General features: G+C 63.8%; 16 protein-coding genes and 2 tRNA genes. 3 read left to right on the forward strand and 15 right to left on the reverse strand.

What is annotated here, in order from left to right; translation table 11 throughout:
* Window positions 1-2: 2 nt before the first annotated feature.
* Window positions 3-617 (forward strand): DNA-3-methyladenine glycosylase I, encoded by a 615-nt coding sequence (locus P2Q66_RS03970; protein WP_275725753.1) that lies wholly within the window; start codon window positions 3-5, stop codon window positions 615-617.
* Between the two features lie 182 nt (window positions 618-799).
* Here P2Q66_RS03970 and P2Q66_RS03975 read toward each other — a convergent pair whose 3' ends face one another.
* From P2Q66_RS03975 to P2Q66_RS03985, 3 genes are all read right to left on the reverse strand, one after another.
* The gene (locus tag P2Q66_RS03975; protein WP_275725754.1) at window positions 800-1,267 is read right to left on the reverse strand and encodes a carboxymuconolactone decarboxylase family protein; all 468 of its coding nucleotides are present in this window, start codon (window positions 1,265-1,267) and stop codon (window positions 800-802) included.
* A 520-nt stretch (window positions 1,268-1,787) separates the two neighbouring features.
* Entirely contained in the window at window positions 1,788-2,666 is an 879-nt protein-coding gene (locus tag P2Q66_RS03980; protein WP_275725755.1) for a rhomboid family intramembrane serine protease, read from the reverse strand.
* A 9-nt stretch (window positions 2,667-2,675) separates the two neighbouring features.
* Window positions 2,676-3,221, reverse strand: a complete 546-nt coding sequence (locus P2Q66_RS03985) for a peptidylprolyl isomerase (protein WP_079597953.1) — start codon at window positions 3,219-3,221, stop codon at window positions 2,676-2,678.
* A 154-nt stretch (window positions 3,222-3,375) separates the two neighbouring features.
* Here P2Q66_RS03985 and P2Q66_RS03990 point away from each other — a divergent pair, with 154 nt between their 5' ends.
* Both P2Q66_RS03990 and P2Q66_RS03995 read left to right on the forward strand, forming a co-directional pair.
* A complete protein-coding gene (locus tag P2Q66_RS03990) occupies window positions 3,376-4,347 on the forward strand; it encodes a hypothetical protein (protein WP_275725758.1) in 972 nt (323 codons plus the stop codon).
* Between the two features lie 129 nt (window positions 4,348-4,476).
* Entirely contained in the window at window positions 4,477-5,352 is an 876-nt protein-coding gene (locus P2Q66_RS03995; RefSeq protein WP_079597951.1) for a glycosyltransferase family 2 protein, read from the forward strand.
* Between the two features lie 11 nt (window positions 5,353-5,363).
* On the opposite strand, the gene P2Q66_RS04000 is transcribed toward P2Q66_RS03995, so the two are convergent.
* The 12 genes from P2Q66_RS04000 to dnaA form a co-directional block, all read right to left on the reverse strand.
* Entirely contained in the window at window positions 5,364-6,305 is a 942-nt protein-coding gene (locus P2Q66_RS04000) for a DMT family transporter (protein WP_275725759.1), read from the reverse strand.
* A gap of 77 nt (window positions 6,306-6,382) precedes the next feature.
* Window positions 6,383-6,458 (reverse strand) — tRNA-Ala (locus tag P2Q66_RS04005).
* A 72-nt stretch (window positions 6,459-6,530) separates the two neighbouring features.
* Window positions 6,531-6,647, reverse strand: a complete 117-nt coding sequence (locus tag P2Q66_RS04010; protein ID WP_217700331.1) for a DLW-39 family protein — start codon at window positions 6,645-6,647, stop codon at window positions 6,531-6,533.
* Window positions 6,648-6,717: 70 nt separating this feature from the next.
* Window positions 6,718-6,791: transfer RNA gene (locus P2Q66_RS04015), tRNA-Ile, on the reverse strand.
* A gap of 97 nt (window positions 6,792-6,888) precedes the next feature.
* Entirely contained in the window at window positions 6,889-7,527 is a 639-nt protein-coding gene (locus P2Q66_RS04020) for a DUF3566 domain-containing protein (RefSeq protein ID WP_275725763.1), read from the reverse strand.
* Window positions 7,520-10,198, reverse strand: a complete 2,679-nt coding sequence (gene gyrA / locus P2Q66_RS04025) for a DNA gyrase subunit A (protein WP_275725766.1) — start codon at window positions 10,196-10,198, stop codon at window positions 7,520-7,522. Before gyrA ends, P2Q66_RS04020 begins: the two co-directional genes overlap by 8 nt.
* Window positions 10,199-10,253: 55 nt before the next feature.
* On the reverse strand, window positions 10,254-12,341 hold the full coding sequence (gene gyrB / locus P2Q66_RS04030) for a DNA topoisomerase (ATP-hydrolyzing) subunit B (protein WP_115526027.1): 2,088 nt from the start codon (window positions 12,339-12,341) through the stop codon (window positions 10,254-10,256).
* A 379-nt stretch (window positions 12,342-12,720) separates the two neighbouring features.
* Window positions 12,721-13,278, reverse strand: coding sequence for a DciA family protein (locus P2Q66_RS04035; protein ID WP_079597946.1), 558 nt, complete (start codon window positions 13,276-13,278; stop codon window positions 12,721-12,723).
* Complete coding sequence (gene recF, locus P2Q66_RS04040) at window positions 13,262-14,473, reverse strand: DNA replication/repair protein RecF (RefSeq protein WP_275725769.1); 1,212 nt, start codon at window positions 14,471-14,473, stop codon at window positions 13,262-13,264. Before recF ends, P2Q66_RS04035 begins: the two co-directional genes overlap by 17 nt.
* A gap of 45 nt (window positions 14,474-14,518) precedes the next feature.
* Entirely contained in the window at window positions 14,519-15,403 is an 885-nt protein-coding gene (gene gnd / locus P2Q66_RS04045) for a phosphogluconate dehydrogenase (NAD(+)-dependent, decarboxylating) (protein ID WP_275725770.1), read from the reverse strand.
* 97 nt (window positions 15,404-15,500) lie between these two features.
* Entirely contained in the window at window positions 15,501-16,625 is a 1,125-nt protein-coding gene (gene dnaN, locus P2Q66_RS04050) for a DNA polymerase III subunit beta (protein WP_079597943.1), read from the reverse strand.
* Window positions 16,626-17,150: 525 nt separating this feature from the next.
* Entirely contained in the window at window positions 17,151-18,572 is a 1,422-nt protein-coding gene (dnaA, locus tag P2Q66_RS04055; RefSeq protein ID WP_079597942.1) for a chromosomal replication initiator protein DnaA, read from the reverse strand.
* Window positions 18,573-18,656 lie beyond the last annotated feature (84 nt).

An 18,656-nucleotide genomic window follows, 5' to 3' on the forward strand; every position in this document is an offset into this window, starting at 1 on the left:
GCATGGCAGCTGACACGTCAGGCGTGGTGGTGGGCGACGACGGCCTGGCCCGGCCGGTCTGGGCGTCAGTGGATCCGCTGATGCGGGACTACTACGACCATGAATGGGGCCTTCCGGTCACCGACGAACGTGGCCTGTACGAACGTATTTGCCTGGAAGGCTTCCAGTCGGGGCTTTCCTGGGCCACCATCCTGCGGAAGCGTCCGGCTTTCCGTGCCGCCTTCGCGGACTTTAATCCCGATGCCGTGGCGTTGTTTACCGACGCTGACGTGGCACGCCTCCTGCAGGACCCCGGCATCGTGCGGAACAGACTGAAGATCCTGGCCGCCATCAGGAACGCCCGGGCCACTCTCGCCCTGCGGCAAGAGGGCGGCCTGGTGGACTTCGTCTGGAAATTCCAGCCTGCAGAGACTCCACAGCCGGTGGTACACACCGATATCCCCACCCAGTCCGAGGAGTCCGTAGCGCTCTCCAAAGCCCTCCGCAAAAAGGGCTTCTCCTTCGTTGGGCCAACCACCATGTTCGCCTTGATGGAAGCCATTGGAATGGTGGACACACACCTTGTGGACAGCCACCGGAGGGGTTCATCAGGGGTCTGGACCGTTTCTACCGGCTAGCGGGTTCTCCCCAACTGTTGGGAAAGTTATCCACAGTGTTGAAAACCTGCGGATAACCATGGGTAGCCCGCGCCGAGGGCCAGAACTGGGGCCAACTTCCGAATCACGCCCCCGAAATGCAGTTATTAACAGTGTGGAATACCTGTGGATAATCGATCGCGGGCCCGGAGAGCCGCTCCAGGTTAGCGCTCCCGGCGCACAGGATGGTGGCTGGTGATGGAGATGCGGTTGAAGGCGTTCATGCTGGCAGCCGCCCAGCTCACTACCGAGAATTCCTCTTCGGTCAGATAGTCACGGGCAAAACCCTCCTCCTGCTCACGCAGCCGCTCGGAGGGGAGTTCGGTGATGCTTTCGACCAGGGCCAGTGAGGCGCGTTCCTTCTCCGTGAACAGTGCCGTGTCCCGCCACGCCGGAAGCACGGCCAGCCGCTGGGAAGTTTCACCCGCCTTGAGTGCGTCCCTCACGTGGAGGTCCAGGCAGTAGGCGCAGCCGTTGATCTGGGAAATCCGCACGTTGAGGAGTTCCAGGGTCTTCGCGTCGATGCCGGCGTCCTGCGCAGCTTCCTTGATTTTGAGTGCCAGCCCGTTAATAGCCCGCCAGAGCGCAGGATGCTGCTTGTCGAGGAAGATGTGCTTGGTGGTGGCGGTCAAGGTTTCCTCCTGGAAGCCGGCGGCATGATAAGAGCATCAGAAGCTTATCCACTTACCAACATCCCGATACCCACAAGTTATCCACAACTGTGGAAACAGCTGGGGGAAAATTCGGCGTCCGAGGCCTGCACGTTGCCATCCGCGGGGATTATCCATGCGGAATGACTTGGGCGGAACTTATTAACAGTGTGCATAAGGTTGTTGATTCACACCCTGTCGCGGCACGGCGGGCACGGAAAAGCCACAGCTAAACGCGACTTTTCCACAGTTCGGCGCAGCAGGGGCATTTTGTCCACTTAAGCACATGCCTATCCCCAAGAGTTATCCACAGGTGTGGAGAAAAACAGGCGCCAAACGGGGAAAACCCCGGCAACGCGGCGCGAAAGCTGCTGGTTCTTATGAATCACAGGCATGTAAGTTACCAACACTGTGGATAACGGCTGTGGAAAACAAAAACCCCCGGCGCCGTGAGCGCCGGGGGTTTTGTGATGGAAACTGTCCATGTAGGGGTTCGCGGGTATTACATGGAGACGCGGGCCCATACCGCCACTGCGAGCAGGACCACTACCGCCACCAGGCCTGCGGCCTGGATCAGCCCCTGGCGGCGTCCGCGGGGTGTGTAGGCGAGCACCGCAGCACAGAGCCCGCCCGTGATGAGGCCTCCCAGATGCGCCTGCCAGGCGATTTGGGGGATGAGGAAGCCGATGACGCCGTTAATCGCGATCAACACCCACAGCTGGCGGGTGTCGCCGCCCCGGTGCCGCTGGACCAGCAGCATGGCGCCGAAGAGCCCGAAAATGGCGCCCGAAGCACCCACCACACCATAAAGCGGCAGGCCCGGCTGGTACAGGGGGGTGAGCAGAAGATAGCCCACAGAGCCGCCGATCGCGGAAATCAGGTAGAGCGCCAGGAACCGCGCCCGCCCCAGCAGCGGTTCAAGGGCCTGGCCAAACGCCCAGAGCATGTACATGTTCAGCGCGATGTGAAGGATGAACCCCTGGGAGTGCAGGAATGCGGCCGTGAGCATCCGCCATGGCTCAAACTGCCCGTAACGCGGCTCGGCATAGATATTCGCAAAGCCCAGGCTCTGGTAGACGGCGTCGTTGGGGATCAGCCACTGCAGGACGTACAGCACCGCGCAGACGGCGATGATCCCAAACGTCACCATAGGTTTGCCGGTGGCAACGGCGCCGCCGTAGACGGTCCGTACTTCCGGCGTCGTACGCCTTGTTTCGTTGACGCAGTCAACGCATTGGAATCCGACGGCGGCCGCCCGCTGGCAGTCGGGGCACGCGGGGCGCCCGCACCGCTGGCATCGCACATACGAAGGCCGGTCCGGATGCCGGGGGCACACCGGGACCTGGGCGGACGGCTCAGCCGACGGAATTCCGTAACTCATGGTGCGGTATTACAGCTGTTCGATGTCGATGCTGTTAATGGTGACGTCCTCCACCGGGCGGTCGCCCATGCCGGTGCGGACACCCTCGATGGCGTCAACAACCTTCTTGGATTCGTCGTCCGCCACCTCGCCGAAGATGCTGTGCTTGCCCTGGAGCCAGTCGGTGGGGATGGTGGTGATGAAGAACTGTGAGCCGTTGGTGCCCTTGCCCATCTGGATGCCGGCGTTGGCCATGGCCAGCTTGTAGGGCTGGTTGAAGCTGAGCTCAGGGTGGATCTCGTCGTCGAACCGGTAACCGGGGCCACCCGTTCCGCGGCCCAGCGGATCGCCGGCCTGGATCATGAAGTCCTTGATGATGCGGTGGAAGATGGTTCCGTTGTACAGCGGGGTGCCGGTCTTGTCCTCGCCGGTTTCGGGGTGGGTCCACGCCTGCTCGCCGGTGGCGAGGCCGATGAAGTTCTTGACGGTCTTGGGCGCATGGTTCCCGAAGAGGTTAACCCTGATGTCGCCGAGGCTCGTGTGGATGGTTGCTTTTGCAGTTGCGATGGCAGTCATAGGGCCCATTCTTCCACGCCGTCCAAGGGCGCAGGCGGCCTCGGCAACAGTTCCGCGCTGGGTGAAATCTGCCTAAAATCCGCCGTGTGAATAGCCGGTGATGACCAAGCCACGTAGGCTAACCACAAACCGTCACATTAATCGGGAGGTAGTTGTGAAGAAATCGGATCGTATTGCCCGTGACCTTGAGCTGTCAGTCATTGGCGCCGTTGAGAATGCCAAGGATTGGGCGGGCCCCCGAGTGGAAGCAGCTGTGGACTGGGCTGTTCCCCGCCTCCAGCACAGCTTGGACACCGCATCTCCCAAGATCCAGGAAGGCCTGAAGTCGGCGGCGCACAACCTGGCGGACGGCGTGGCCACCGTGACTCCCCGGATCCAGGACGGCCTGGCGCAGCTCGCCCCCAGGATCAACGACGCCGTGGAGGGCGCCTCCCCGCGGCTGCATGAAGCGCTGGACAAGGCCACCCCGGTGGTCTTGAGCGCCCGCGACCGCGTCGTCGTGGAGTACCTGCCCCGGCTGTCGGACCAGATCGGCCACGCTTCCGAGGCCGTGCACCGCACCCTGGAGAACACCCCGGCCCGCGTTGACGCCGTCGCGCAGAAGCTTGGTGACGTGGGAATCGTCCACATCATCCAGGAGCAGGCCCAGGCCACGGGCAGCCAGCTGAAGGCGGCCGCCACCGGAGCAGGACGTACCGTCGGCATCCAGCTGGCACAGCCGGAGCCGCCCAAGAAGCAGCGCGGCTGGCTGGTCTTTGGCGTCATCGCCGCGGCGGTCGCTGCAGGAGTTGCGGCCTGGAAGGCCTCCAAGCCGGTCGAGGACCCCTGGAAGACCCCGTCGCCCGTCACGTCCACGCCGGCTCCGGTCCCCGCAACGACGGTCAATGACGTCAAGGAAACCACCCTGGACGCCTCGGACAAGGCGGCAGACGCCACCGCGTCCTTCGCAGCCGCCGGTGCGGACAAGACCTCCGGGGCTGCGGACGCCGCCAAGGAAAAGGCCGAGGACGCTGCCGACAAGGCCAAGCACGTGGCCGAGGATGTTTCCGACAGCACTGCCACGGTTGCCGCCGACGCCAAGTCGGCCACCAGGAGCAACGCAGACAAGGGCAGCACCCAGGCCTAGTCACAGCATTCACCGGAAGGGGTCCCGTTGTACGGGGCCCCTTCTGCTGTCGCCGGGACTCCTAATCTTCATCCGATGTCCTGCTTCCCCTTCCGGGCAGGACTGCCGGGCGGTGCTAGATTTGAGGTGATGTCAGCCGATCAATCCCTTGGGGATGCCTTGAACGACGCAGCCGAGCTGCCCCGTGTGTCCATCGTTATCCCGGCGTACAACGAGGAGAGCGTCATCCGGCAGTGCCTTATAGCTGCCATCTACCAGTCCGTCCCTGCCCACGAAATCATCGTGGTGGACAACCTTTCCAAAGACCGCACAGCTGACATCGTGCGGCAAATGCAGCTTGAGTATCCGGAAAGCCCCCTTATCCTGTTGAGCCAGGACCGGGAACAGGGACTCATTCCCACCCGCAACTTCGGTCTGGACAACGCAACGGGTGACGTCCTGGGCCGCATCGATGCTGATTCGGTGCTGGAGCCCGACTGGGTGGAGCAGGTGCAGCGGGCGTTCCTCGATTCCTCGGTCCAGGCAGCCACCGGCCCGGTGGTCTACTACGACATGCCCATGCGCCGCTTCGGGCTCAAGGCCGACGACAAGATGCGCCAGCTGATGCTGAAGCTGGCCAAGCACCAGTACCACTTCCTGTTCGGGTCAAACATGGCCTTGCGCGCCTCCGCCTGGGCAACCATTCGGGCTGAGACCTGCCGCGATGAGCGGGACGAGATGCACGAGGACATCGATTTGTCCCTGCACCTGGCCGACCACGAACTCAAGATCCAGTACTGCCCGCAGATGGTCTCCGGGATGTCCGCGCGGCGGCTGGAGGACTCACCCCGCGACTACCGCTACTACGTGACACGGTTCGACCGCACGTACAAGGCGCACAACGTCAAGAAGATGGCGCTGAAGGCTCCCATGGTGGTCTTTTTCTCGGTGTATTTCCCGGCCAAGATCCTGCGGGCCATCCACACCGTCAATACAGCACAGCCGGTCCGCCGCGGCGGCCAGTAGCCGCCCCTCTGCTAGTCGGTGCCCAGCTCCGCCAAGGGTCGGTCCGACGGCGGTTCGTCCCCGGGTGCCCTGTTCCGCCGCCCTGCCCTCCCGGGCCTCTGGCCAAGGACGACGACGGCGAGTCCCGCCAGGATGAGGCCGAGCCCGGCATAGGTGCCGGCGGGAAGCGTCTCCCCGAGGAAGACGGCCGCCAGCAGGGCGGCGCCCGGAATCTCGAGGAGGATGATCATTGAGACCAGGAGCGGGCTCATGGTGGCCAGCAGGTGGTTGAAAGCAGTATGGCCCACCAGTTGCGCGCACACGGTGATGGCAAGTATTCCCAGCCATCCCGCCGCCTCGAAGCCCGCCAGCGGCTGGCCTGCCAGCACTGCCATCAGTGCCACCAAGGCAGCGCACATCCCGTAGCACAGGGTTGTGTACGTTCCCGTGGTCATGCTCTGCCGGGCCTTGCCCCCTGCCAGGGTGTAGAGGCCGGCAAGCGCTCCGCCGGCCACGGCGAGGAGGTCACCCAGCAGCGCGTTCGGGGACGAGCCCATGTCGAACCCCGTGATGGCCACGACGCCCGCGAAGGCGATGCTGAGCCCCGCCATCACCTGCCAGCGGTGGCGGATGCCGCGGAACAGCTGGAAGACGGCAATCCAGGCTGACTGCAGGCAGACCAGCGCGGTGGCCGCGGCAACGGACGTCAGTTGCAGTGAGGTGATGAAGCAGGCGAAGTGAAGGGCCAGTGCGACGGCGGCCAGCAGTGACCAGCGGAACTCGCGGCGGGTGACCCTGCCGAACTGGCCGGGTTCACGCACAAGGGTGGGGGTGGCCATGACGGCCGCTCCGATGGCATTCCGCCAGAAGGCGATGGCCAGGGCACTGACGCTGGTGGCACCCAGGGTGGCCGCAATCAGCGGGCCGGAAGAGGCAACACCCAGGACACCCAGGGCCGCGAGTAAGAGGTTCACTGTCCAACCCTAATGTCGGTACCTGCGGGGCAAAACAAAAGTCCCGGCCAGCGTTTCCGCTGACCGGGACTTTCCTATGGTGGAGGCACGGGGACTCGAACCCCGAACCCCCTGCTTGCAAAGCAGGTGCGCTACCAATTGCGCCATGCCCCCATAAGAAGCAACCCGTCAATCATACCCTAGAACCGGAGAGCCTTTGACCAGCTCCCGGGCCGGGCGTCCAGGCTAGTCCACCGTATCGGTTGACTTGCTCCAGACATCTTTCCGGGCTTCGGATTCCTGTGCTTTCCGGTAGACCAGGACGCCTGCGATTGCAGCTGCAAGTACCAGCAACTTCTTCACATGCTCCCCGTTCCGGCCCGGCTGCGGGTTACCCCGAACCAAACCTCCACTTGAACCTGCACAGGTTCCGTGGGCGTACCAGGACTTGAACCTGGGACCTCTTCGTTATCAGCGAAGCGCTCTAACCGCCTGAGCTATACGCCCCGATGCCTCATCGGGCCGAGACATGACTTTACAGCACATCCCGGCCCGATCTCAAATCGGGCCTTTCCGCCGGCCGGAAGCCGGCGGAAAGGGGGTCCTAATCGTCGGTGAGGGTAACGCCGATGCCGCCCACAAGGGTGGCGGAGATGTTGTACAGCACGGCGGACAGCATGGACAGCGCCGTCAGGAGAACCACGTTCACCACGGCGATGATGGTGGCGAATGAAGCCACCTGTCCCAGGGATGCGACCTTCTTCAGTTCGAAGCCGCCGCCTTCGGAGCCGGCCAGCGTGCCGAGCAGGCTGTCCACCTGGTCGAAGATGCCGGTGAGGTCAAGGACGGTCCACAGGACGATGGCAGCCACCACTGTGACGATTCCCAAAGCCACGGACAGCAGGAACGCCATTTTCAGGACGGACCAGGGGTCAACCCTGCTGACCAGCAGCCGGGCACGCCGGACTTTTGCCTTTGGCGCCGGCTTGACCAGCCCCGGCGTTCCCTGCCCGGGAGCCGCAGCGGCAGGACGGGGGCCCTGCGCCGGCCGCTGGCCGGGTTGGCCCTGCGGGCCCTGGACGGGACGCTGGCCGGGGACGGCCGGACGCTGGCCCGGAGCACCGGCAGGCGCTGCCGGCCGCTGCTGCGGACGAACGGGGGCGTTCACGCGGGGCGCCGCCGAGGGCCGGTTTCCGTCGGGAACAGTACTGTTCGGCTTGGGAAATGAGTCGGAATTACTCACTCGTTACCTCCGTGTTGTCTTCGTTCGGCTCAGCGTCGCCCGAGGCGTCCTCTGACTCAACGGCCGGTGATTCTTCTGCCATTGCTGGCGCGGCGGATTCCCCGGGGATCCCGCCATCTTCAGCCAACGTTACGTCATCCTCCAGCGATTCTTCGCCCTCAAGACCCCGTTCGCTGTTCCGTGCCACTTCGATGATCCGGTCGTTCTTGTCCGGCTTCGCGAAGATGACGCCCATGGTGTCGCGCCCCTTGGCAGGCACGCCGGCCACCGAGGACCGCACAACCTTGCCGCCTTCCATGACCACCAGCACTTCATCTTCCTCCTGGACGATGAGCGCCCCCACCAGGTCGCCGCGTTCCTCGGCAAGCTTGGCCACCTTGATGCCCAGGCCGCCGCGGCCCTGGAGGCGGTATTCCTCCACTGCGGTGCGCTTGGCGTAGCCGCCCTCGGTCACGATGAACACGTAGGAACCGTCTGTGACCACGTTGGCGGCGAGCAGCTCGTCGTCTTCGCGGAACTTCATGCCGGTGACGCCGGACGTGGCGCGGCCCATGGGCCGGAGCGCGTCCTCGGTGGCAGTGAAGCGGATGGACTGGCCCTTGCGTGACACCAGCAGCAAATCGTCGGTTTCGGACACCAGCTGCGCCGAGACCAGTTCGTCGCCGTCGCGGAGGTTGATGGCGATCACGCCGGCGGAACGGTTGGTGTCGTAATCCTCAAGCCGCGTCTTCTTGACCAGGCCGCGCTTGGTGGCGAGGACCAGGTATGGTGCCTGCTGGTAGTCCTTCAGGTCCAGGACCTGGGCAATGTGTTCGTCGGGCTGGAACGCCATCAGGTTGGCCACATGCTGGCCCTTGGCGTCCCGGCCGGCTTCCATCAGCTCATAGGCTTTGGCACGGTACACCCGGCCGAGGTTGGTGAAGAACAGGAGCCAGTGGTGGGTGGTGGTGACGAAGAAGTGTTCCACCACGTCGTCACCGCGGAGCTGGGCACCCTTGATGCCCTTGCCGCCGCGCTGCTGGGAGCGGTAGTTGTCGCTCCGCGTGCGCTTGACGTAGCCGCCGCGGGTGATGGTGACCACCATCTCCTCTTCGGGGATGAGGTCTTCCATGGACATGTCGCCGTCGTAGCCCATGAGGATCCTGGTGCGCCGGTCATCGCCGTGCTTGTCCACGATCTCGCCGAGTTCGGTGCTGATGATCTCGCGCTGCCGCTGCTCGGAGCCCAGGATCGCGTTGTACTCGGCGATCAGTTCCTCGAGTTCGGCGTGCCGGTCCTGGATCTTCTGGCGTTCCAGGGCGGCGAGGCGGCGCAGCTGCATGTCCAGGATGGCCCGGGCCTGCAGTTCGTCGATGTCCAGGAGCTCCATGAGTCCGTCGCGTGCTGCTTCGGTGGTATTCGACGCGCGGATGAGGGCGATGACCTCGTCCAGCATGTCCAGGGCCTTGAGCAGCGCGCGAAGGATATGTGCTTCTTCTTCCGCCTTGCGCAGGCGGTAGCGGGTGCGCCGGGCAATGACGTCCATCTGGTGCGTCACCCAGTGGCGGATGAAGGCATCCAGGCTCAGGGTGCGGGGCACGCCGTCAACAATGGCCAGCATGTTGGCGGAGAAGTTGCTCTGCAGTTCGGTGTGCTTGTAGAGGTTGTTCAGGACAACCTTGGGCACGGCGTCGCGCTTGAGGACGATGACCAGCCGCTGGCCGGTGCGGCCCGAGGTTTCATCGCGAAGGTCGGCGATGCCCTGGATCTTGCCGTCCTTGACCAGTTCGGCAATCTTGATGGCCAGGTTGTCCGGGTTGGCCTGGTACGGAAGCTCGGTAACCACCAGGCAGGTGCGGCCCTGCAGTTCCTCAACGTTGACCACTGCACGCATGGTGACGGAACCGCGGCCGGTACGGTAGGCGTCCTCGATGCCCTTGTGGCCCAGGATGGTGGCGCCGGTGGGGAAATCGGGGCCCTTGACCCGCAGCAGGAGTTCTTCGAGCAGTTCCTCGCGGCTGGCGCCGGGGTTGGCCAGGTACCACTGCACCCCGTCTGCCACTTCGCGGAGGTTGTGGGGCGGGATGTTGGTGGCCATGCCGACGGCGATGCCGGAGGACCCGTTGACCAGCAGGTTGGGGAACCGGGCCGGAAGGATGGTGGGTTCCTGGTTCTTGCCGTCGTAGTTGTCCTGGAAGTCGACGGTTTCCTCGTCGATGTCCCGGACCATCTCCATGGCCAGCGGCGCCATCTTGGTTTCGGTGTAACGCGGTGCGGCAGCGCCGTCGTTGCCGGGGGAACCGAAGTTTCCCTGGCCGAGTGCCAGCGGGTAGCGCATGGTCCAGTCCTGGATCAGGCGGACCAGGGCGTCATAGATCGCGGTGTCGCCGTGGGGGTGGTACTGGCCCATGACTTCGCCCACCACGCGGGCGCACTTGTTGAAGGAACGGTCGGGGCGGTAGCCGCCGTCGAACATCGCGTAGAGAACGCGTCGGTGGACGGGCTTGAGTCCATCACGGACGTCGGGGAGGGCACGGCCCACGATGACGGCCATGGCGTAGTCCAGGTACGACCGCTGCATTTCCGTCTGCAGGTCCACCTGCTCCACACGGTCAATCAGCACGTCGCCTTCAAGAACGGTGTCCGGGGTCCCGGCGTCTGATGCCGGGGTCTCGGGTGTTTCGTCGCTCATTTATTTATTTCCGTTTCAGGTATATGTCAGATTCTGAATATTTAGGAGCGGCGCTCTAGATATCCAGGAACCGGACGTCCTTGGCGTTCTGCTGGATGAAGTTGCGGCGTGATTCCACATCTTCGCCCATGAGGACAGAGAAAATCTGGTCAGCGGCGAGGGCGTCGTCCATGGTGACCTGCAGCAGCGTCCGGTTGTCCGGATCCATGGTGGTGTCCCACAGCTCGGTGTAGTCCATCTCGCCAAGACCCTTGTAGCGCTGAATGCCGTTGTCCTTGGGAATCCTGCGGCCTGCGGCCTGTCCGGCCACCAGCTTGGCGTCGCGTTCCCGGTCGCTGTAGACGTAGTCGTGGGCCGCATTGGACCACTTGATCCGGTACAGCGGGGGCTGCGCCAGGTAAACGTAGCCGTTCTCGATGAGGGGCCGCATGTAGCGGAACAGCAGGGTCATCAGCAGGGTGGTGATGTGCTGGCCGTCCACGTCGGCATCGGCCATCAGGACGATCTTGTGGTACCGCAGCTTCGAAAGGTCGAAGTCTTCGCCGATGCCCGTGCCGAAAGCGGTGATCATGGACTGGACCTCGGCATTGCCCAGGGCCTTGTCCAGGCGTGCGCGCTCCACGTTCAGGATCTTGCCGCGGAGGGGCAGGATGGCCTGGGTTTCCGGGTTGCGGCCGCGCTTTGCGGATCCGCCTGCGGAGTCACCCTCCACGATGTAGACCTCGCACTTCTCCGGGTCCTTCGAGGAGCAGTCGGAGAGCTTGCCGGGCATGCCGAAGGATTCCAGGGGGCTCTTCCGGCGGGCGTTGTCCCGTGCCTTACGTGCCGCCATGCGGGCCTGCGCTGCGGAAATTGCCTTACGGATGACATCACGGGCCGGGCCCGGGTTTCGTTCCAGCCAGTCGCCAAGGCCGTCAGTGACCACGCGCTGGACGAAGCCCTTGACCTCGGAGTTGCCGAGCTTGGTCTTGGTCTGGCCCTCGAACTGGGGCTCGGACAGCTTGACGGAGATGACGGCGGTCAGGCCTTCGCGGATGTCGTCACCGGTGAGGTTGTCGTCTTTTTCCTTGATGATCCCCTTTTCCCGCGCATAGCGGTTGATCAGGGAGGTCATGGCGGCGCGGAAACCCTCTTCGTGGGTGCCGCCCTCGTGGGTGTTGATCGTGTTGGCGTAGGTGTGGACGCTCTCGGAGTAGGCGTTGGTCCACTGCATCGCCATTTCCAGGGCAATCCGGCGTTCCTTGTCCTCGGTTTCGAAGGCGATGACGTCCTCGTGGACAACGTCCACCTTCTTGCCGGAGTTCAGGTGCTTGACGTAGTCCAGGAGGCCTTCGTCGTACTGGTACACCACGGTGCGGTGCTCCGCGCTGACCTCGCCTTCGGTGGCGATGGCGTCCAGGTCAAGATCCGCGTCGGCTTCATCCTTGGCGGGTGCGCGTTCGTCCGTCAGAGTGATGCGCAGGCCCTTGTTGAGGAAGGCCATCTGCTGGAACCGCGCGCGGAGGGTCTCAAAATCGAACTCGGTGGTTTCGAAGATTGCCGGGTCCGGGTAGAAGGTCTGGGTGGTGCCGGTGCGGTCGGTCTCTTCGCCCTTGACCAGGCTGCCCTGGGGCTTGCCGCCGTCAGCGAAGGACATGCGCCAGACGTGGCCCTGGCGGCGGACCTCGGTGTCCACGCGGCTGGACAGCGCGTTGACCACCGAGATGCCCACGCCGTGCAGGCCGCCGGAAACCGCGTAGCCCGCGCCGCCGAACTTGCCGCCGGCGTGCAGGATGGTCATGACCACTTCGACGGTGGGCTTGTGCTCTGTGGGGTGCATGTCCACGGGGATGCCGCGGCCGTCGTCCACGACTTTGACGCCGCCGTCGGCCTGCAGGACGATCTCGATGTGGGTGCAGTACCCGGCCAGGGCCTCATCGACGGAGTTGTCCACCACTTCGTACACCAGGTGGTGGAGCCCGCGCGGTCCGGTGGAACCGATGTACATGCCCGGTCGCTTCCGGACTGCTTCCAGGCCTTCAAGGACAGTGATGTCGCTGGCGCCGTACTCGCGTGGCTTCGCGGATTCCGCCGGGGTGTCTGGGGTACGGGCATCCTCGACTGCGGGTTCAACTGCCAGAATATCTGTATTGTCGTTAGCCACAGGCGCTGTCGACTCCTCTGTTCTCGATGATGGCCGGCGGGTTTCCCTTCCATCCGGAAAAGTCACCCGCCAACAGGCACAAACTTATGGCGCCGGTGACTTGCTGACGGTTGGGGGCCCGCACTCCGTGTGCCGGATGCGCACGGAGAACGGACTCAGTCAACGTTTCACCCGCGCCCAGTTATCTGCAACGATTCTACCGCGAAACAGGCCATAACCCCGCATTCCAGGGGCGTGGACAGGCGGCAACGTGGCCGTGTGAGGCCGTTGACCGCGCCTAGGGCGCCCCAGAAGGACGGCCTCCGGGTGCCTATACACCCTCCGGCCCTTTCAGCGCTCTACACGCCGTTGGGGGTATTTTCAAGAGTCGGCAGCGAAGCTAGCCGTAGGTATCCCGGGGGCCGCGGCCGTTGACGGTGCGGCCGCCCTTGCGCCAGCTCGGGGCCGAGGGGCCCAGCACCTGGATACTGGTGACCACTCCGTCGCCGAGTTCCACCCTGAATTTCTCGAGCAGGCTGGCACTCAGCAGGCGGAGCTGGGTTGCCCAGGCGGTTGAATCGCACCGGACGTGGAGCGTGGTGGCCGTAAAGCTTTCGGGGGTGCAGTGAGCTGAGATTTCCGGTCCCACCAGGGTGGCCCATTCGGCCATGACGGAGCCGACGGCCACGGGTGATGTCCAACCGCGTTCGGCTACCAGCCGGCCCACCACCTTGCCCAGCCCCAACGGGTCGCGGCCGGTGGCGTGGAACTGGCTGAAGCCGCGGGTGTCCCGGATTCCGTTTTTGGCTTTTGCGGACCCCGGACGCACTGCCTTCCTGCGGATTTCACCGCGGGCAGCGGCGGCCTCCCGCATTCTGTTCAGTGCGGCCTGCGGGGCATCAATGTTGTCGGGATCGCGGCCGGGCTGCAACCCGCCGTCTTCACTGTCCCTGACCATCAATTCCTCCCGGGATGACTTTCACCCGCCGTCCGGACAGCTCTTCCGGGATATCGGCGTCGACGGCGGCGGTCACCAGGACCTGTTCCGCGCCGGAGACTATAGCGGCAAGTTTACGCCGGCGCTGCACATCCAGTTCGGCAAAAACGTCGTCGAGGATCAGGATGGGGGCGGACCCGCCCGTGCGGGCGTCGTCGAGCATCACGTAGTAGGAAGCGAGCCGAAGGGACAGGCACATGGACCAGGTCTCACCGTGCGATGCATAGCCTTTCGCCGGCGCCTGTCCCAGGACAAGTTCCAGGTCGTCGCGGTGCGGGCCCACCAGCGAAATACCGCGCTCCAACTCCTTTTTCCGTGATTCGGCGAAGGCCCGGACGTAGCGTTCGGTGAGCTCTTCCACGGATAAGGCGCGCAGGTCGTCCGGTTCGACGGCGGTGCCTGGCACTGCGGTGCGTGGCCCACCTGGCAGCGGCGCGCCGTCGTCGTCCATCTGGTTCTGAAGCGTGGAGCGGTACGTGGCGTCAGCGGATTTGGACCCGTCCGTCAGTTCGGCATAGGCGCGTGCCAGGTGCGGGCGCAGGCGCTCCACCAGTTCGAGGCGCGCGTGGAGCAGTTCGGCGCCCGCTTTTGCCATGTGCTGGTCCCATACGTCCAGGGTTGCCTCATGTCCGGACGTGAACTTTCCGCCCCGCGCCGATTTGAGCAGGGCGTTGCGTTGTTTCAGCACCCTGTCGTAGTCGCTGCGGGTGGCAGCGTGGTGCGGGATGAGGCTGGCGAGCAGTTCGTCCAGGAAACGCCGGCGGTTCGAAGGGTCGCCTTTGACCAGCGCCAGGTCCTCCGGAGCGAAGAGGACGGTCTGGCAAATGCCCAGCAGATCTCGGGCTCGTACCGGGTTGCTGCGGTTGATGCGGCCGCGGTTGGCCCGCCCGGCGTTGATTTCCAGTTCCAGGACGGTGGTTTGCCCGCCGCGGACAAGCCGTGCCCTGACGAGTGCGCGATCTGTACCGAACCGCAGGAGGGGTCCGTCTGAACTGACCCGGTGGGAGCTCAGCGTGGCAAGGTAGCCAATGGCTTCCATCAGGTTGGTTTTGCCGATGCCGTTGTATCCCACCAGGACGGTGACGCCCGGTTCGAAGGCAAGGTCAACCTGGGCGTAGCTGCGGAAATCGGTCAGGGAAAGGTGTTCCAGATACACGCGGGTTTCGACAATTCTGGGGACAGCAGCGGTCCCCGGTGGATGCTACTTGGCCGGACGGGTTGCGTGTCCGCCGAATTGGTGCCGGAGGGCAGACACCATTTTCATGGCAGGGGAACTATCTTCACGGGACTCGAACCTGGCAAACAGTGCGGCCGTGATGGCTGGGGCGGGGATGGCGTTGGCGATGGCCTCTTCCACCGTCCATCTGCCTTCGCCGGAATCCTCGACGTAGTCGTCGATGTTCTGCAGCCCAGGGTCCTCTTCCAGTGCCTTGACCAGCAGGTCAAGGAGCCATGACCGGACCACGGTGCCTTTTTGCCAGGCGCGGAAGGTGCCGGGCAGGTCGTTGATGATGTCCTTGGAAGCGAGCAGCTGGTAGCCCTCGGCGTAGGCCTGCATCAGGCCGTATTCGATTCCGTTGTGGACCATCTTGGCGTAGTGGCCGGCGCCGATGCCGCCTACATGCACAAAGCTGTCCTCGCGTTCACCTTCGGGACGCAGTGCATCGAAGACCGGCAGTGCACGTTCGATGTCTGCGGCGTCCCCGCCGGCCATCAGGCCGTAGCCGTTCTGCAGCCCCCAGACACCTCCGGATACTCCGCAGTCAACGAACCGGATGCCTTTGGCGGCGAGGAGCTCGCCGTGCTTCTGGTCCTCGGTGAAGCGGGAGTTGCCGCCGTCGACCACCAGGTCGCCCTCGTCCAGCTTCTCCGCCAGTTCCATGATGACGGCATCGGTGACCGCGCCGGCCGGAACCATCACCCAGACCAGCCGGGGCGCCGGGATGGCGGCGAGGAGTTCATCCACCGAGGTGACGTCGGTGACGTCCGGGTTGCGGTCATAACCCGTGACCTCGATGCCGCCCTTGCGCAGCCGTTCGCGCATGTTGAATCCCATTTTGCCAAGGCCGATCAGTCCAATGTGCATGGGAGAACTCTTTTCTGCGAGGCGAGGGTGGCGGTGGTTGGGGCCCCATCGGCGAGGGGCCCGGCCTGAGCTTGCGAAGGCTGGGAGCCGATGGGGCCTAGTTGGGGAGGCGGACGGGCATCACCAGGTAACGGTAGTCATCCTGGTCCTCGCCGTCGGCGTCTGCCTGGGCGGTGATCATTGCGGGCTTGGGAGCCGAGGTGAAGGAGAACCGGACGAACTTGGTTTCGATGACGCTCAGGCCTTCCACCAGGTAGTGCGGGTTGAAGGCCACCGTGATGTCCTCACCGGAAAGCTGGGCTTCAAGTTCCTCTGATGCCTGGGCGTCTTCGCCGGTACCGGCGTCCAGGTTCAGCTGGCCCTCGGTGAAGGCAAGCCGGACAGGGGTGTTGCGTTCGGCCACGAGCGACACACGGCGGACAGCCTCCACCAGTTCCTGGGTCTGCACCGTGGCATGGATGGGGGTGGATTCCGGGAAGAGCGAGCGGATCTTCGGGTAGTCGCCGTCAACCAGCAGGGACGTGGTGGTGCGTCCGCCGCTTTCGAAGCCGATCAGGCGGCTGTCGTCGTCGGAGAGGGCCAGGTTGATATCTCCGCTGTTGCCGAGCGTTTTCGCTACTTCGTTCAGGGTTTTTGCCTTGACCAGGGCGCTGGTGGAGATGCCGGGGGTCACCGGCTTCCACGGAACCTCACGCATGGCAAGGCGGTAGCGGTCCGTGGCGAGAAGGGTGATCAGGTCGTCTTCGATTTCCATCCGGACACCGGTCAGGATGGGGAGGGTGTCGTCCTTGCTCGCAGCGATGATCACCTGGGAAACAGCCTGGGCGAAGGAGTCCCCGGGCACGGTTCCGCTGATAGCCGGCAACGCCGGCAGCGGCGGATATTCGGCTTCAGGCATTGTGGCCAGGTGGAAGCTGCTGCGGCGGCAGGTGAGAGTCACCTTGTTGCCGTCGGTTTCGACGTCGACAGGAGCCGACGGGAGGCTTCGGCAGATATCGGCAAGCAGGCGCCCGGACACCAGGATGGTGCCTTCGTCCCGGATGTCGGCTGCAATTTCCAGGCGGGCGGAGGTTTCGTAGTCAAAGCTCGAGAGGCTGACTGTTCCGGCCTCAGCCTTCAAAAGCAGCCCGGAAAGTACGGGCACAGGCGGCCGCGGAGACAAGGACCGGGCTGTCCAGGTGACGGCTTCTGCCAGGACGTCCCGATCGACTCTGAACTTCACGGAAGGGTGCCGCCTTTCATTGCTGCTGCCATGTGGACTGGAAACTCCCGTGGGGGAATCCCAAAAAGTGGTGCCCCACACACGGAACGTGCATGGTCCCTGCTGATGGAAACCACGCAGGAACCCGAGGATGGGAGCGCTGCTGACAGCTTAGCCGGAAGATCCGGGATTAACCCATCCCCCGAGTTCGTCCTGGGGAAGGCCAGGGCCGCCCGGCCCGCCCCTTGCGGGGTGCGGATCGATCTTGTTGTTTGAGGGATTTCAATTTTTTGGGATTAGTAGTGTTAATAACTGCTGTGGAAACTGTGGATAACCTCGTCCCGCCCCGCGTTCCGGCGGTTAAGCCCTGTTCATGGACTGTGGGCGCAGCAGGTTTTAAACAGGGTGTGGATGGGGATAAGAATTTTGGCGATTTTGCCGATCCACAGGCGGCTTAAGGGTTTTAAGCCCATTAACCGCGGTTGTCCCCTTAACTATCCACAGGCTTATCCACATGCACCTGTTAATAAGGTATAGGCGGGGCGCTTAGGAGTCGCGCTGCTGCTGCTTGATGCGGTTGGTCAGCTCTGTCACCTGGTTGTAGATCACACGGCGTTCGGCCATCAGCTCGCGGATCTTCCGGTCGGCGTGGATGACGGTGGTGTGGTCGCGGCCGCCGAGCTCCTGTCCAATCTTGGGCAAGGACATGTCCGTCAGCTCCCGGCACAGGTACATGGCGATCTGCCGGGCAGTCACCAAAGTGCGGGTCCGTGACTTGCTGCAGAGCTCTTCCATGCTGAGCTTGAAGTAGTCGGCCGTCTGCTGCAGGATCTGGCTCGAGGTGATCTCCTGGGCGCCATCGTCGGTGATGAGGTCCTTGAGGACCATTTCCGCCAGCGCCACATCCACGGCCTCCCGGTTGAGGCTGGCGAAGGCCGTGACGCGGATCAGGGCACCTTCGAGTTCACGGATATTGCTGGAGATCTTGGAAGCGATGTACTCGAGGGCATCATCGGGCGCGGACAGACCTTCGCTCAGGGCCTTCTTGCGGAGGATGGCGATGCGGGTTTCAAGTTCCGGCGGCTGGATATCTGTCAGCAGGCCCCACTCGAAGCGGGACTTCATCCGGTCTTCGAATCCCGCGAGCAGCTTGGGCGGCTGGTCCGAGGTGATGACCACCTGCTTGTTGTTGTTGTGCAGCGAGTTGAATGTGTGGAAGAACTCCTCCAGCGTCCGGTCCTTGCCGGCCAGGAACTGGATGTCGTCGATGAGCAGGACGTCCACGTTCCGGTACGTGGTCTTGAAGCTGGCGCCTTCGTCATCGCGGATGGAGTTGATGAAGTCGTTGGTGAATTCTTCGGAGTTGACGTAGCGGACGCGGATACCGCTGTACAGGCGGCGGGCATAGTGGCCGATCGCGTGCAGGAGGTGGGTCTTGCCCAATCCGGAATCGCCGTAGATGAACAGCGGGTTGTATGCCTTTGCCGGGGCCTCCGCGACGGCGACGGCGGCAGCGTGGGCGAACCGGTTGGAGGAACCGATCACGAAGGTGTCGAAGACATACTTCGGATTCAGCCGGCCAAACTCATGGGAGGTGCTGGGAAGCATGGGCTGCGGCTTTTGCTCGATCAGCTGGTCCGAAGCGAAGGACGGCTCGACGGCGGGTTCGGGCTCCTCGTGGATGGGAACCAGGTCTGTGTCGACGTCGATGGCGCACCGGATGTCCTCGGAGAAGACGTTGTGCAGGGCATCATCGAGGGCGTCCTTGACCTGCGTCTGGAGGACTTCACGGGTGAGTTCATTGGGAACCGCCACCAGGAGGGTGGAGCCAATCAGGCCCTGCGCCTGGGCGAGGATGACAAAGCCACGCTGCCGCGGTGAAACACGGTGGTCCTGTTCCAGCAGGCTGACAACGCGCCGCCAGGAACTTCCGACAGTATTGGCGTGGTTGGCTTCGTCTACTGTCATCAATCGGTTCCCTCAAAACTTGCTTTGCCTGCATTGCCTGCAGCCGCAAGTCGTGAACCGCTATCGGTTCAGCTTCATCCACAG

This window comes from Arthrobacter sp. Cr_A7 (assembly GCF_029222765.1).
In the GTDB taxonomy this organism is placed as follows: domain Bacteria; phylum Actinomycetota; class Actinomycetes; order Actinomycetales; family Micrococcaceae; genus Arthrobacter.